The sequence below is a fragment of the Pandoraea sp. LA3 genome (genome assembly GCF_022696215.1).
Lineage (GTDB): Bacteria > Pseudomonadota > Gammaproteobacteria > Burkholderiales > Burkholderiaceae > Pandoraea > Pandoraea capi.
This window is the reverse complement of record NZ_PTPY01000023.1, coordinates 1-14,340: the sequence shown is the minus strand read 5'-3', so window position 1 is coordinate 14,340 and position 14,340 is coordinate 1. Positions and strand designations below refer to the sequence as shown.

Here is a 14,340-nt window from a genome sequence, read left to right as displayed (position 1 = left end):
TTTATCATTGATAAATAACTTAAAAATTTTATCATCGATAAATTCAGAAAGAAAGATGAGACAGACGATGACGAAACTGGATAGGGCCAGCGTGATTCGCGCCGCCCTCGATCTGCTCGACGAGGTCGGCGTCGATGGCTTGACGACACGGAAGCTGGCTGACCGGCTTGATGTGCAGCAGCCTGCGCTGTACTGGCATTTTCGGAACAAGCGCGCTCTGCTGGACGCGCTGGCGGAAGCGATGCTCACGCAACGTCATCGGCGTTCGCTGCCTGTGGTCGGCGAGGACTGGCAGGTTTTCCTGAAGGAAAACGCGCACAGCTTCCGGAATGCCCTGCTGGCTTATCGCGATGGAGCACGCATTCACGCGGGCACACGGCCTTCAGCGCCACAGTTCGGTGTCATCGAAGCGCAAATCCGTTTCCTGTGCAACGCAGGATTCAGCCCGACCGATGCCGCCCATGCCTTGATCGCCATCAGCCATTACACGGTCGGCGCCGTCATGGAACAACAGGGATATGAGGCGAACGCGCCAACTCGGCAGATGGGCGCCGATGCCGACGTGCCGGAACCATCCGCCTTTCTTCAGCAGCTTTTCGATGAGATAGGAGCGCAAGGGCCGGACGCCACATTTGCGCTGGGACTGGACGCGCTGGTCGACGGGCTGGAGGTACGGCGTGCCGGGTGAGCCGTTTGCCCGTGGACGTGGCCCCGATCAGGCCAGAACAGGCGGAGGTGACATACAGCGAGTGCACCGAAACTTCAGCGCACTCGCCGAGCACGTTGACTTATCCAGCGATCATGCCGCGGGACTCGGGTGGGATTGCAGATCGGCGTTTGTGCCCGTCGAACGCGCGCCGCAATGATGGCAAAAGTGCGCAAACGCGTTCTTGCGCGTCTTGCACGTGCCACAATGGTCGAACAGGCAAATGCCGCAGTGCACGCAATAGTCACGATCCGGGTCATCCAGCTTGACCGGCCGCTCGCATCCCGGACACACCGACTTCGCCAGCCTCGCCTGCGCCAGATCGTATGACAACGTCTTGCGACGCTCTTCGTCCGGCAATTGCTCTTCAGCCTTCTGCCGTGCGAGATAACGCTGTAACGAGACGATCGCGTAACGACCGATCAGTACCGTGAGAACGATACCGACGAGGTACCGCACGTAGCCGCCGTAATCCGGCAGATATGGCACCAGTTCGACGAAGAATGCGAACAGCGCGAAGAAGATGAAGCCCCACACGAACGGCCACCACGTGCTCTTGCGCTGACGCACGAAAAGCCAGCCGGCAATCGCGAGCAACGGCAGCGTCAACGCCAGCCGTATGCCGAACACCTTCAATTCCTGCGAACGCTGCACCGCCGCCAACTGCTCGCTCGCCGCTTCGTTCAGGGCAAAGCGCGCCTCGCGCGTCGATTGCACCGCCCGTTGCGCCTCCAACTGCTTCGACTCCAGGCTGTCGACCTGCGTCTGCGCGTCGCGCTCGGCGGCTTTGAGCGTATCGAGCGCCCGGGTGCGGGAGATGAGTTCGGCGTCCTGACTGGCCTGCGCGGTGGCCGTCCGTGTCGCCACCCAGTCGTTGAAAGACTCGCGGGCATTGCGGTAGGCCGTGCTGCGCGCCTTGAGTTGCAGGCGCGCTGTCTCCAACTGGCTTTCGACATCTTCCAGTTGTGTCTGCGCCTGCTTGATCGCCGCATCGGCGCGTTGGGCCTGCGCGACATCGACGAAGGAAGCCAGCGTCGGGGGAGCCGCTACGCCCGGCAATTTGTCGACGACAAGACCGCCAAGGCCAATGAGAAACGCCGCGAACAACACGGCGATCAGCCAGAGGCCGCGGCGGAACCAGGTTTCGGGAAGACGACGGGATCCAGCCATCCTGCCCTCCTGAGATCAGTCTTTGTAGTGGATCGTACGAACGCCCGACGGCGTACCCATGAGGGTAAGGTCTGCGCCGCGTTGTGCAAAGAGGCCGACCGTCACCACGCCGGGGATCTGGTTGACCTTCGTCTCGAAGGCGACCGGGTCGATGATCTGCAAGCCGTGCACGTCGAGAATCGCGCAACCGTTGTCGGTCATGTACGGGCTGCCGTCGGCGCGCACACGGGCCTGCGGCTTGCCGCCAAGCGCTTCGAGCGCACGCGCGACGCTCGCCTGCGCCATCGGAATCACTTCGACCGGCAACGGGAAGACGCCGAGCACGGCGACTTCCTTGGAGGCATCGACCACGCAGACGAATTCGCGCGCCACCGACGCCACGATCTTCTCACGCGTGAGCGCCCCGCCGCCGCCCTTGACCATATGGCCCAGCGCGTTGATTTCGTCGGCACCGTCGACGTAGACGGGCAGGCTGTCGATCTGATTGAGGTCGAACACCTCGATGCCGTGCTTGCGCAGACGCTCGGTACTCGCTTCGGAGCTGGAGACCGCGCCGCGATAGCGGCGCTTGTGCGCGGCGAGCGCATCGATGAAGCAGTTGGCGGTGGACCCGGTGCCCACGCCGATCACGCTGCCCTCGGGCACGTGCTGGTTCACATAGTCGGCCGCTGCCTGGCCAACCAAGCGTTTGAGTTCGTCCTGGGTCATGGGGATTTCCGGCAAAGTTTGGTAAAGTCGGAAGTTTACCGGAGTCGGGCGTGGCGCGCCGTTTTTCGTCGCCCGGCATGCCTCATGTCACGCAGTGCATTTCTCGCAAGGCCGCTCTCATGAATCTGCTCGATCAACTCAAGCGTCACACCATCGTGGTCGCCGACACCGGCGATTTTCAGGCGATGGACGCCTACAAGCCGCAAGACGCGACCACCAATCCCTCGCTGATTCTCGGCGCCGTCCAGAAGGACGCCTATCGCCCGATCCTCACGCGTGTGGTCGGCGAGCATCGTTCGGCATCGACGGACGAGATCATCGATCGCCTGCTGATCGCCTTCGGTCGCGAAATTCTCGATATCGTGCCCGGGCGCGTATCGACGGAAGTCGATGCCCGTCTGTCGTTCGACACGGCAGGCACGGTGGCCCGCGCCCGCAAGCTCATTGCGATGTACGAAGCCGAAGGCATCGAGCGCAAGCGCGTGCTGATCAAGATCGCATCGACGTGGGAAGGCATTCGCGCCGCCGAAATTCTCGAGCGCGACAACATTCGCTGCAACATGACGCTGCTCTTCTCGCTGGTTCAGGCCGCCGCCTGTGCCGAAGCCGGGGCACGCCTGATCTCGCCGTTCGTCGGACGCATTTACGACTGGTACAAGAAGTCGGCCGGCGCCAACTGGGACGAAGCGGCCAATGCCGGCGAGAACGATCCAGGCGTGCGCTCGGTGGCCAGCATCTATCGCTATTACAAGCACTTCGGCCATGACACGGAAGTGATGGGCGCGAGCTTCCGCTCCACGGGTCAGATCCTGGCGCTGTCCGGCTGCGATCTGCTCACGATCAGCCCGGCGCTGCTGGAGCAATTACGCACCACCGAAGGCGAAGTCAAACGCCAGCTCGATGTGAAGGAAGCGCGCAACGCGAGCATCGAACGCGTGAAGACGGATGAACCCTCGTTCCGCTTCGCCCTGAACGACGACGCCATGGCCACCGAAAAGCTCGCGGAAGGCATTCGCGCGTTTGCCGCCGACGCCCTCAAGCTCGAAGCGTTGATTGCCGCAGCGCGATAAATCAACGCAATATGCCTCGCAATAACGCACGCGCCGCGGCAATGAGGCCGCGCGCGCGGCAATGACTTCCCCCAAACCACGGCGTCACAGCATCCCGCTGCCTTACAGCGACCAAGTCTGTCGCAACCGACACCGTCGCTGAGCGATTTCCGAAAGGTCGCACACCTCCCCCTCGCAACACTCGCGACACCTCAACTCTCTTCGGTGTGTTTCGCCCGGCCTGTTCTGCATCGTCTCCGATGACAGCCACCGAGCGATCCCATTCCGCCACCCATCACCATGGTTTCTCCGACGTCTCCTACGACTTCAACCGTCTCCGAGCAGGTTCAGCGTGCTGTCACGACGGTGAGGCAGACTGCCAAACATTTCAAGAAACGACTGGTCAGTGAATTCCTGAACGCGCCGCGAGAACTACGCCCCTCTCAGTTCGGCCCCACCCTTCGCTTGAGCGCATCGCCACCGCCCCGGGGATCACTCGTTCGCCCACTTGCTATCCATCCCGCCCACCCGCACGACGTCAGCTTGTACGCCGCGCTGGATCTCAGTCCGGCAAACCGGCAATGCGGTGCGTCACAACTGCCGCTCGATTTGAGCACCACCGCCCCCGGGACGTTGCCAGTGACGGTCGAACATCATTTGACAACGCGTCGCCTTGTCGCAAGCGCAGCAGCCGGGCGCGCTCCCTCTTCCGGTGACGACGAGGATTCACCGGAGTGCCGACCTGAGACCATCGACGGCCCCGTTCGAAGCGCATCTGTCGAGGTCATCGAACTCTCCAAGACGCTGGCAACGTCCTGCCCCTCGCTGACGAAAGTGCTGTCCGCCCCGGGTGGGTCAACGTTGAACGCGCCACAGGCGAACAGGCCTCTGGCACCGATCGTTGCGCTGCGAAGCGCATTCGATCCGCTGCTCCACGACGCCTCCGCCATCATCTTTCAGAAGATCATGGGGGTCGATGTCGTTCACAAGACGCAGGACGGCTGGAACATCGCAACCCCGTCGGGCGCCATCGCAGCACAGGAAAAGATCCGCGCCGAGAACCTGATGTACGTGATGTACAACACACAGGGCGGCACCACGATCTACTTCGCCCAGGAACTCGATCCGTCCACGAAAACGTGTCCTCGGTTGCCGATCCACTACCAGGGCGCCTTTGGCGACGCGGACACCGTCGTCGAGGGCAGGCTGACCATCGTCGACGCACGGCGCGTCGTCCACAATGCGCCGTCGTCGTTCTATCGCGTCAATGACACGGAAAACACGGCCAGACCCGTGCACCCCAGCGCGGAAAAAGTGATCGTCGAAGCCATGAGAATCAACAAAAGCGTCGAGCAAATCGAATCGCGCCTGTATGTCGGCCGCATGATCGATACAGAAGTCGCATGCGACAACCTGTTCTCGTCGCTTCGTGCGCTCGTGAATCGCAGCATCGAATACGTTTATCTGAGAGATGCCGGCGCCCGCTATGTGAATAGCGACGTCCCCACCATCGCGCGACTTCAGGCGCTGGCAGTCGCGGTCAATACTCTCCGCGACTGGAGGATCGTCGGAAACACCACGACGATGAAGCAGGCCGCGCTGGCGCTTCTGCAAGAAACGCATGTGACGACGCTTTCCAAAGGGCTGGCGCATATCAACGGCGATTCAAGGACAGCGGCCGAATTGTCCCAGCGCATAACCCTTGCCTACATCGAACTGCTGAGCGCGCTGGTGAATGCTCAAGTGCTCTGCCCAACGGATATCTGGAACATGCTCGCGACCCATGCGGGGTACCAATTCTCCTCCATGGTCGGACGCCAGGCCAGGATCGTGCGAACGTTCGGGGACACGTATGTCGCGATGCTCGACACGCTACATCGACATGGCATCGAAACTTTCAGCATCATGAGCATTGTTGTCGCAACCCAGGCGTCCAAGGTGGAAGGCTTTGCGAGGGAACTCTGCGCAAGCTCGTACCGCAACGATGCAGGAAATCTTCCGAAGGAATTCAAGAGGATGTTGCTGCAAAAGGGCTACATCAATCTGACCGCACTGTCGACCAGCGCTTCGCGCCGCAACACTATCGCCGTACGCCCGCTCAAGTTCTGCCCGCACACCCGGAAATCTGCCGAAATGCAGGACACCGGGAGCGGCACCAGCCTTGATCGTGCGCTCGACCAGTTTCGCGCAATTCTCTGTAAGGACGTTCTCGACAAGATTAGTCTGATCAACCTCGAAAAGGTATTGCGGCCACGAATGCCTCGGGTCACGTCGGCCGACGAGGCGCAGGTTTCGCACTGGGTAGAATCGGCCTCGCGCAAAGTATGGCAAGAGAAATTTCCTTCGGAACCCCCCCCGCCGGCAATGATCAACATGATCGTCAACGATATTCTCCCCGGCTTTCGAAGAGACATGACCGATCTCCGAACCACTGCGGTGGATCAGATTATCCAGCGCGCCATTCAGCAGTTCGGCGAATTTCTTGCCCGGCATCCGGATGCGACCACCGAAGCGTTATCCACGGCGAAAGAGGACATCATCGATAGCGCACTTCAGCGCTATCGGCGCATGGTCGCCGGGGAAGATACGTCCCTCGACACGTCGAGCGCCGGTGAAGAAGATCATGGAGAGAAGGCCTCGGAGGCACTGTCCGCAGCCGCAACGACTGCGCTCCCAAGCGAGGACGAAGCATCAACCCGGCACAGCCGCGCCCGGATTTACGCGTCGACCCAGGCGGACGCCGAGAAGCGTGTCCAATCTGCAGCAAATTTCAAGAGTTCCGAGCAGATAAAGGTGAGGCTTGCTCAACAGATCAAGACTCGTGCGGCGGAAACCATCGGCGCGCGAACGAGAGAAGAAACCGCGATACGGGTCACGCAAGCGGTAAAACAGCGCGCCGCGACAACCGCACAGGGCCATGCACAGCAGACCGTCCAGTGGCGAGCGCAGCAAGAAGCGAATGCGCGGGCCAAGCAGGCCGCTGAGCAGCGCATCGCACAAACGATCGCGTCTCGCTCGGCGCAAGCGACGCAAGAGCGAACGCGTCAGGAGGCGCAGCGACGCGCGGCAGAAGCCGTCATGCAGCGGCAAGTCATACAGCAAAGAATCGAGACGCATGCGAAGGAGACTGCCGCACACGATGCCGCCGCACGGCAACGACGCTCGGAAGCGCTCAGTGCTCATACTTCCTCCCCCTCGACGAGCCGACAAGCCACCCGCCAGGCACCATCGGGCGCCTTGCACACATTCCCGACGATACCGCAAGGGCCAGTGGGAGGCACACGTGAGCAAACGTCGTCGAAGGATTCGAAGTCAAAAAGCAGCAAGGTCGCGATGACCGGTTGATCCGCCGACGCAAGCGGTGCATTGATGACGACGCCCAAAGCGAACATCGTGGCGAGCCGCATCGCCTTGGTGCCGCAAGGCTCCGGCTTACTGACGTCACCGCTGAGCGATTTCGGAAAGGTCCGATTCGAGCCCCCCGCAACACTCGCCGGACCTCAACTCCTGCGGACGTGCCACTCGATTCGGTCTACGAAGCAAAAACTTCCGCCACCGGGTGCAGACGTCCCTTTTACACGTCATGCCGTTGAATACGCAAATCGTCTCGGGTGCCGCATCAAGCGCGCAAGCACAGCGCACAGAAGCCCTTGATCCGCGGAACAGACTTCCCCTCAAGAAACGGATATCAGCCGACTTCGCGCTTGATCCACGTCCCACCACGTCGAAAACCGAATGGCCGATGATGCAGCTTCGCCCACGCAGCGCATCCATGGAATCTCTTGTTCGCACGCCGGGTGCGCCTGATACCCATACGCCGGCGTTTGTTGCGGAGCCGATCCGGAACTCACCGAGCCTGAGCCGCCTGTTGGGCTTCGAATCACCAGACACCGAATCCGGCCCAGGCACGCTGACACTCAATTACACGCTCGACAGCAGTACCAACACGCAAGCCGAGTCCCCCTCTGCGTCGCCCCCGGCGCTTTACCAACCCGATGCGACCTGCCTGGACGGACTCGCGCCTTTGCTGCGAGTCTGGCTGAGCGACAGCTACGAGACGGCGGCGGAACCCTTCTCCCAGGAACTCGAGCCGCAGCCGAGTCAACCGGACGCCACGGATCAGACCGTGCACCTGATGGCATTCGATCCCGCAAAGCACACGATCGTGCCTCGGATCTTCCAGGCGATTCTGGGACCCAAAGACGTGACCATCGCCGACGGCATGTGGAACATCGGAACCCGCTCGGGCGTGATCGACATGCAATCACGTTTGGGCGTGGCCGACGTGATGTACGTTGCCTTTTGCACAAGCACGACCACTCACGTCTACTTCGCCCGGGAAATCGATGCGCATGAGGGGACAGCCCCGATGCTGTGGATTCATGGTCAACTCGGCGCGGGAAACACGTTGTTCGACGGCAAATTGAGGGTGGTTGACGCTCGCAATCGCGTGAACAATGTCAAAGCGGTCAGCCGAAGCTCCGCATTTGCACGCGCCGGCAACTCGACGGGCACGCTGCCGCCCGAGATACAGACGGCGGAAGCGGTCATCGCGCGGGCCATTGACATGGACGACATGCCATCGAAGATCATCAGCCGTGTGCTGGTCGGCCGTCTGTCCCATAGCGAAACGTTCGACAGCGGTCCCTTGCCGGCCGTGCAGGCCGTGATGCGCCGCCCGCTCGATTACATCTTCCTTCTGGACGACAGCGTTCGTGTCGTCAACAGCAACTTCGCCACGGTCAGAGAGTTTCAACACGTGGCCGCTGTGATGCATCGGTTGCGCGATCAAATGCATGCCGGCGATCGCACCCTGATGAAGGAAGAGGCGAAGCAGCTGTTGTCCAACGACGTCGTCAAGACACTCGCCCTGGGTCTCAAACATGCCAACGGCGATTCACCAGCGACCGCCCAGCTATCCATTAGATGCACAACGGAGTACCTCCAATTGCTAGCCAAACTGGTGGACGACGAACTATTGGCGCCAAGGGAGGTTTGGGAGATGTTCGATAGCGACGAAGGCTATCAGTTGACGTCGATGACCGGAATGAGAGCCGGATTTGACGAGCCGCTCGGCGAGGCCTTCATCCACGCGATGGATGCGCTGGTCGACGCTGGGGTGTTGTTAAGGTGTATCAAGATCCTGTTGCTATCCCGAGATAAGTTGGGAAACCGCGGGTTCATGAAAGAACTCTGGCCTGATCGGCGCATGAACCAACCACCGCACGCCCTCAAGTTCAGACAGGTGATGTTCAGCAGGAAATATATCTCCGAATCGTCTTCGTTCGCCTCAAAGTTTAACCGGCGGGTGATGGTCGAGCGTGGCCTGGAACTTCGCCACGTCGATTCGCGCAAACCCCCATCGCAACGTCACGTGAGACGGCAGGCTGCGGCACACTGGCTCGATCAGCTCTGCCATCGACTGACGCATTCGGCCATGGTCCGGATGGCGAGCACCGCGTGCGGCAACCATCTGAACAAGCGTCTGACGGAATACACAGACGGTGAGATTTACGAATTCCGCAGTATGGTCACAAAAACCGTTAACGACGCCTGGCACCAAAAGATGCCGGGTGAGACACCGCCGTCGAGGATCATCGACGCTATCTGCGAAGATACGATGCCCTCCTACCGGCGCGCTCTGACGGACGCACGCGGGGACTGCGTGAAGGCGATCAAGCAGCGCGTGCTCGATGCCTACCGGACGTTTCTGACCCGGCATCCCGACGCGACGCAAGATGAAGTGGAGAGCAAATATGAGGCGCTCTGGCGCGCCGCGTTTGACGAATATGGCATAGCGTTGCTCGGCACGGAGTCGCAATCCGGGGAATCGGCGCGAGCGCTGGTGGTGCATGGCAGCGAAAAGGCATCGACCAGCGCACAGGCGTTGAAAGCGCAGCAGACCGCTGCTGCTGCGTTCACGGCCAGGAGCGCCGCGGCGATGGCGTCGGCGAGCCGCGACGCTGCCGAGCAATCGTCCAGCTATTCTCAGCGTATTCTCGAGGCGCGCCGGAAAACGCAGCAAACACTGAAAACGCAGACCCTGTCGGCGGGAATGGGAGCGGCGTCATGGTTGTCGGATGAAACGCGGCGCAGAACGTTGAAGAATGCACAGAAACAGGCAGCTCAGCAGGCAGCGGAACGATCGTACGAACAGGCCACACGCAAGACACAGGAGACGGCGACACAACGGGCTAGGGAGCGCGCCGCGCAGGCGACCCTGAGCCGGGTGAACGAGGCCAGTCGCATTGCGCAGGAAAAGTCGGCTCGGGAAGCACAGCAAAAGGCGGCACACGCCGCGACACTGAGAGCTCAGGCGGATGCCACGCGAAAAGCCACCGAGCGTGCCCGGGAAGATGCCCAGTTGCGGGCCGAGCGCCACGCCGACGTGATGGCACGCGCGCGGACTATCGAACAGCGGCGCGAACAGACGTGCGAACAGACGCGCGTTCGGCAGGAAGCGGCCAATCAGGCTCTGCGCGAACTTCAGCAACGCTACGACCGCCTGGTCGCACCTGATTATCCGCCTCTGCCGTCGGGCGGCATCGGCAGCGCGCACAGTTCGCAGCACTCGATCGGTGACTTGCAAACGGGTGCAGGTCGTAAAAGTCCAGCCACCCCGAGCTGAGATCGCCTGCACCCCGGCGGCGCGGGGCGCAGGTCCGGATCAGGACTTCGCGCCCTTGGCGCCCTTCGCTGCCGCCGTACGTTGACGCACGGCTTCATACAGACAGACGGCGCTCGCCACGGAGACGTTCAGGCTTTCGCAGCCACCGGCCATCGGAATGCTCATGAGTTCGTCGCAGGTTTCGCCGACGAGACGTCGCATGCCCTCGCCTTCGGCGCCCATGACGATCGCCATCGGGCCGGTGAGCTTCGTACCGTAGATGTCGGCGGGCGCGTCGTCTGACGTGCCCACGACCCAGATACCACGGTCCTTGAGTTCGCGCAGCGTGCGCGCGAGGTTCGTCACCATGATGTACGGCACCGTCTCGGCCGCGCCACTGGCGACCTTGGCGACGGTGGCGTTCAGGCCGACGGCGCGATCCTTCGGGGCGATCACGGCATGCGCGCCAGCCCCGTCTGCCACACGCAGGCAGGCGCCGAGGTTGTGGGGATCGGTCACGCCGTCGAGCACGAGCAACAGCGGGTCGCCCGAAATCCCGTCGAGCAGTTCGTCGAGGTTGAGCGCCAGCGACACTTCCTGCGCCTGCGCGACGACACCTTGATGGCGCGACGATCCGGCCATTCCGTCGAGGCGCTTGCCGTCGGCCTGAATCACCTTGATCTTGACGCCCGGGGCGTTCTTGAACGACTCCACGGCTTTGAGGAAGTCCGTCATGCGGCGGTCGCGGCGGGTCGGGTCGTAAAAGATTTCTTCGATGCTGGTCGCATCGTGACGCAAGCGCGCGGTGACGGCATGAAAGCCGAACAGCAATTTCAATTTACTCATTTTGCATCCTCAAAATAGCGTGTGCCTTCGGCGCGGGGCAGGCCCCAAAAGCACCGCGGCGGCGGGAGCCCGTCAGGGCCACCGCCGCCGCACTTCATCGCGGGTACCGATGCCGGTCGTTGCCGACAAAGGCGCCCATATTACTGCAAACGGCTCGCCTCATATCGCAAACGCATGGCTTGCATTACCGGCGCGGCTTCTTCGCCTGCCCTCCCTGCCCGCCTTGCCGCTTGGCCGGCGCTTTTCCACCGGAGTGCTTGGCAGGCGCGGCGCCGCGATCGGCGCGCGCTGCTTTCACCTTTGCGGACTTCGGCTTGGCCGGACGCTTGCCAGCCGGCGCAGGTTGCACGCCGTTGAGCAACGCCCCGCCCTTGGGCAGTTGACGAATGGTCGGGCCCGGGCTTGCCGAACCGGCGACACCGGGCGTGCCGGCAGCCGGTGACGGCGCAGGTGCACCACCGCGCTCGCTACGGCCGGACGTCTTCGCCAGCGAGCGGGCGTTCGGCTCGCGCACGAGGCGGAAGTCGATCTTGCGCGCGTCGAGATCCACTCGGCTCACCTGCACGCGAACGCGGTCGGTGAGACGGTAGCGAATGCCGGTGCGTTCGCCGCGCAGTTCGTGACGGACTTCATCGAACTGAAAGTAATCGCTGCCGAGTTCCGTGACGTGGACAAGGCCTTCGATGAAGAGATCGTCGAGTTGCACGAAGATGCCGAACGACGTGACGGCGCTGACCGTGCCGCCGTATTCCTCGCCGAGCTTGTCGCGCATGAAGTAGCACTTGAGCCAGGCTTCCACATCGCGCGACGCTTCATCGGCGCGACGTTCGTTGGCGGAGCAATGCAGGCCGAGTTCATCCCAGATCGCATCGCGCTTCCTGGCGGCCGGCGACTTCTTGTTCTTCGCCGCGTCGTCGTCTTTCTGAAGCTTGCGCGCGTGCGGCGACAGGCCGGTCGTCAGCTCCACGCCTTCGGGCACTTCCGGCTCGTACTTCTTGCCCGCGAGAATCGCCTTGATGGCGCGATGCGTGAGCAAGTCGGGGTAGCGTCGGATCGGGCTCGTGAAGTGGGCGTAGGCCGGATAAGCGAGACCGAAGTGACCGATGTTGTCCGGGCTGTAGACGGCTTGCTGCATCGAGCGCAGCAGCATCGTCTGGAGCATGGGCGCATCGGGACGCGACTCGATCTGCGTCATCAGTTCCGAATAATCGGACGTGGCCGGTTCGTCGCCACCGCCGAGCGAGAGCCCGAGGGTCTTGAGGAACGTGCGCAGGACCTGAAGGCGCTCGCCCGAGGGACCGGCGTGAATACGGTACAGGCCGGGTTGCTTGTGGCGCTTGAGGAAATCCGCAGCGCACACGTTAGCCGTGAGCATGCATTCCTCGATGAGGCGGTGCGCGTCGTTGCGCGTGCGCGGCAGGATCTGTTCGATCTTGCCCTGCGCGTTGCAGACGATGTAAGTCTCCGTCGAATCGAACTCGATGGCGCCGCGCGATTTGCGGGCCTTTGCGAGCACCTTGTAGAGGTCGTACAGATTCTGGAGGTGCGGCAGCAGATTGGCGCGGCGCTGGGCTTCGGCGCCCTTCGTGTTGCCGAGTACTGCCGCCACTTCCGTGTAGGTCAGGCGAGCGGCGGAGTGGATGACCGCCGGATAGAACTGATAGGCCTTCACTTCGCCGTTCGGGGCGATGAGCGCGTCGCACACGAGCACGCAGCGGTCGACGTCCGGGTTCAGCGAGCAGAGTCCGTTCGAGAGCTTCTCCGGGAGCATCGGAATGACGCGTCGCGGGAAGTAGACGGAGGTACTGCGCGTGAGGGCGTCGGCGTCGAGCGGGCCGCCGGGGGCGACGTAGTGCGACACGTCGGCGATGGCGACGATCAGGCGATAGCCGTTACTGCGGCCGACCTTCGCGGGTTCGCAGTAGACGGCATCGTCGAAGTCGCGGGCGTCTTCGCCGTCGATCGTGACGAGGGGGACATCGCGCAGATCGATGCGATGACGCAGATCGGGGGCGCGGACTTCATCGGGGAGTGCACCGGCGGCGGCGAGCGCTTCGGCGGAAAACTGATGAGGCACGCCGTACTTACGCACGGCGATTTCGATTTCCATGCCGGGATCGTCGATATCGCCGAGGACTTCGGAGACGCGGCCGATCGGTTGACTGTAGCGGCTGGGGTAATCGGTGAGTTCGACGGAGACGACCTGTCCGACCTTGGCCTTACCTTGGGCGCGGGGCGGGATGAGGATGTCGTGGCCGATGCGTTTGTCTTCGGGGGCGACGATCATCACGCCGTTCTCGTTGAGGAGACGCCCAATGACATGAGTATTGGCGCGACTGACGACCTCGACGATGTGGCCTTCCGGGCGGCCGCGGCGGTCATAGCCGGCGATACGCAGCAGGACGCGGTCGTTGTGCATGACCTTCTTCATCTCCTCGTTGGGGAGGAAGAGGTCGTCGCCGTCGTCGTCGCGCACGGCGAAGCCGTACCCGTCGCGGTGGCCGATGACACGGCCGGCGATGAAATTCGAGGGGTGAGTCAGTTGATAGTAACCGCGGCGATCGAGGCGGATCTGGTCATCGCGCTCCATGGCGGCGAGGCGCTTGAAGAAGCCTTCGCGTTCCTGCTTTTTGATGGCGAGGGCTTCGGCGATATCGTTGGCGGACAGCGCGGAGTCGGCGGTGCGCAGGACACCGAGGATTTCTTCGCGGCTCGGGATCGGATAGGGATATTTGCTCAAAGGTCGGTAGCGTTACTGTGCCGGTTGAGTCCGGCCGAGTGGCGCACCATGCGCCCGACGGTCCGTGGAGTTGGATGACGCGCGGGGAGCGGCGTCATACAGTCAGGGACAATCATACGGCAAACCTCATGAAAACTGCCACCTGTGCGGAATTTGAGCGTGGTGATCCGGGTGCGTGAGAGAAAAGAAAATTTTTTACACAAATCTGTTGACACTCCCGCGTCCCCTACGCATAATCTCACTTCTTCGCAGCGAGCAAGCAACACAGCGAGCTGACGGGGCCCAGATGGCGGAATTGGTAGACGCACTAGTTTCAGGTACTAGCGGGTAACACCGTGGAGGTTCGAGTCCTCTTCTGGGCACCAAAAAAAATACAAAAAAGCCGATGATCGAAAGATCATCGGCTTTTTTCATATCTGCCCAGAAAGCAATGTGCCAGTGCACATTGCGTGGGGACTCGAAAGGCATCGCTTGCAAGCGATGCCGGGGTCGCGGAACGTGACCGAGTCCTCTC

8 protein-coding genes and 1 tRNA gene are annotated in these 14,340 nt (G+C 62.0%); 5 read left to right on the top strand and 4 right to left on the bottom strand.

The window, feature by feature from the left end; genetic code table 11:
- Positions 1-67: 67 nt before the first annotated feature.
- Positions 68-688 (top strand): tetracycline resistance transcriptional repressor TetR, encoded by a 621-nt coding sequence (tetR, locus tag C5N93_RS05200; RefSeq protein ID WP_242558552.1) that lies wholly within the window; start codon positions 68-70, stop codon positions 686-688.
- 111 nt (positions 689-799) lie between these two features.
- On the opposite strand, the gene C5N93_RS05195 is transcribed toward tetR, so the two are convergent.
- Both C5N93_RS05195 and rpiA read right to left on the bottom strand, forming a co-directional pair.
- Positions 800-1,876, bottom strand: coding sequence for a serine endopeptidase (locus C5N93_RS05195; protein ID WP_242558526.1), 1,077 nt, complete (start codon positions 1,874-1,876; stop codon positions 800-802).
- A gap of 15 nt (positions 1,877-1,891) precedes the next feature.
- Positions 1,892-2,584 carry a ribose-5-phosphate isomerase RpiA gene (gene rpiA / locus C5N93_RS05190; RefSeq protein WP_242558525.1) on the bottom strand — a complete coding sequence of 231 codons (693 nt, stop codon included), beginning with the start codon at positions 2,582-2,584 and terminating at the stop codon, positions 1,892-1,894.
- A 77-nt stretch (positions 2,585-2,661) separates the two neighbouring features.
- Here rpiA and tal point away from each other — a divergent pair, with 77 nt between their 5' ends.
- The 3 genes from tal (at position 2,662) to C5N93_RS05175 (ending at position 10,261) form a co-directional block, all read left to right on the top strand.
- Positions 2,662-3,654 (top strand): transaldolase, encoded by a 993-nt coding sequence (gene tal, locus C5N93_RS05185; protein ID WP_170836319.1) that lies wholly within the window; start codon positions 2,662-2,664, stop codon positions 3,652-3,654.
- 522 nt (positions 3,655-4,176) lie between these two features.
- Positions 4,177-6,978, top strand: coding sequence for a hypothetical protein (locus tag C5N93_RS05180; RefSeq protein WP_242558524.1), 2,802 nt, complete (start codon positions 4,177-4,179; stop codon positions 6,976-6,978).
- A 427-nt stretch (positions 6,979-7,405) separates the two neighbouring features.
- The gene (locus C5N93_RS05175; RefSeq protein WP_242558523.1) at positions 7,406-10,261 is read left to right on the top strand and encodes a hypothetical protein; all 2,856 of its coding nucleotides are present in this window, start codon (positions 7,406-7,408) and stop codon (positions 10,259-10,261) included.
- Between the two features lie 39 nt (positions 10,262-10,300).
- Here C5N93_RS05175 and rlmB read toward each other — a convergent pair whose 3' ends face one another.
- Positions 10,301-11,086, bottom strand: coding sequence for a 23S rRNA (guanosine(2251)-2'-O)-methyltransferase RlmB (gene rlmB / locus C5N93_RS05170; protein ID WP_242558522.1), 786 nt, complete (start codon positions 11,084-11,086; stop codon positions 10,301-10,303).
- 184 nt (positions 11,087-11,270) lie between these two features.
- Positions 11,271-13,826 (bottom strand): ribonuclease R, encoded by a 2,556-nt coding sequence (gene rnr / locus C5N93_RS05165; protein ID WP_242558521.1) that lies wholly within the window; start codon positions 13,824-13,826, stop codon positions 11,271-11,273.
- Positions 13,827-14,106: 280 nt separating this feature from the next.
- On the opposite strand from rnr, the gene C5N93_RS05160 reads away from it, so the two are divergent.
- Positions 14,107-14,191 (top strand) — tRNA-Leu (locus tag C5N93_RS05160).
- Positions 14,192-14,340 lie beyond the last annotated feature (149 nt).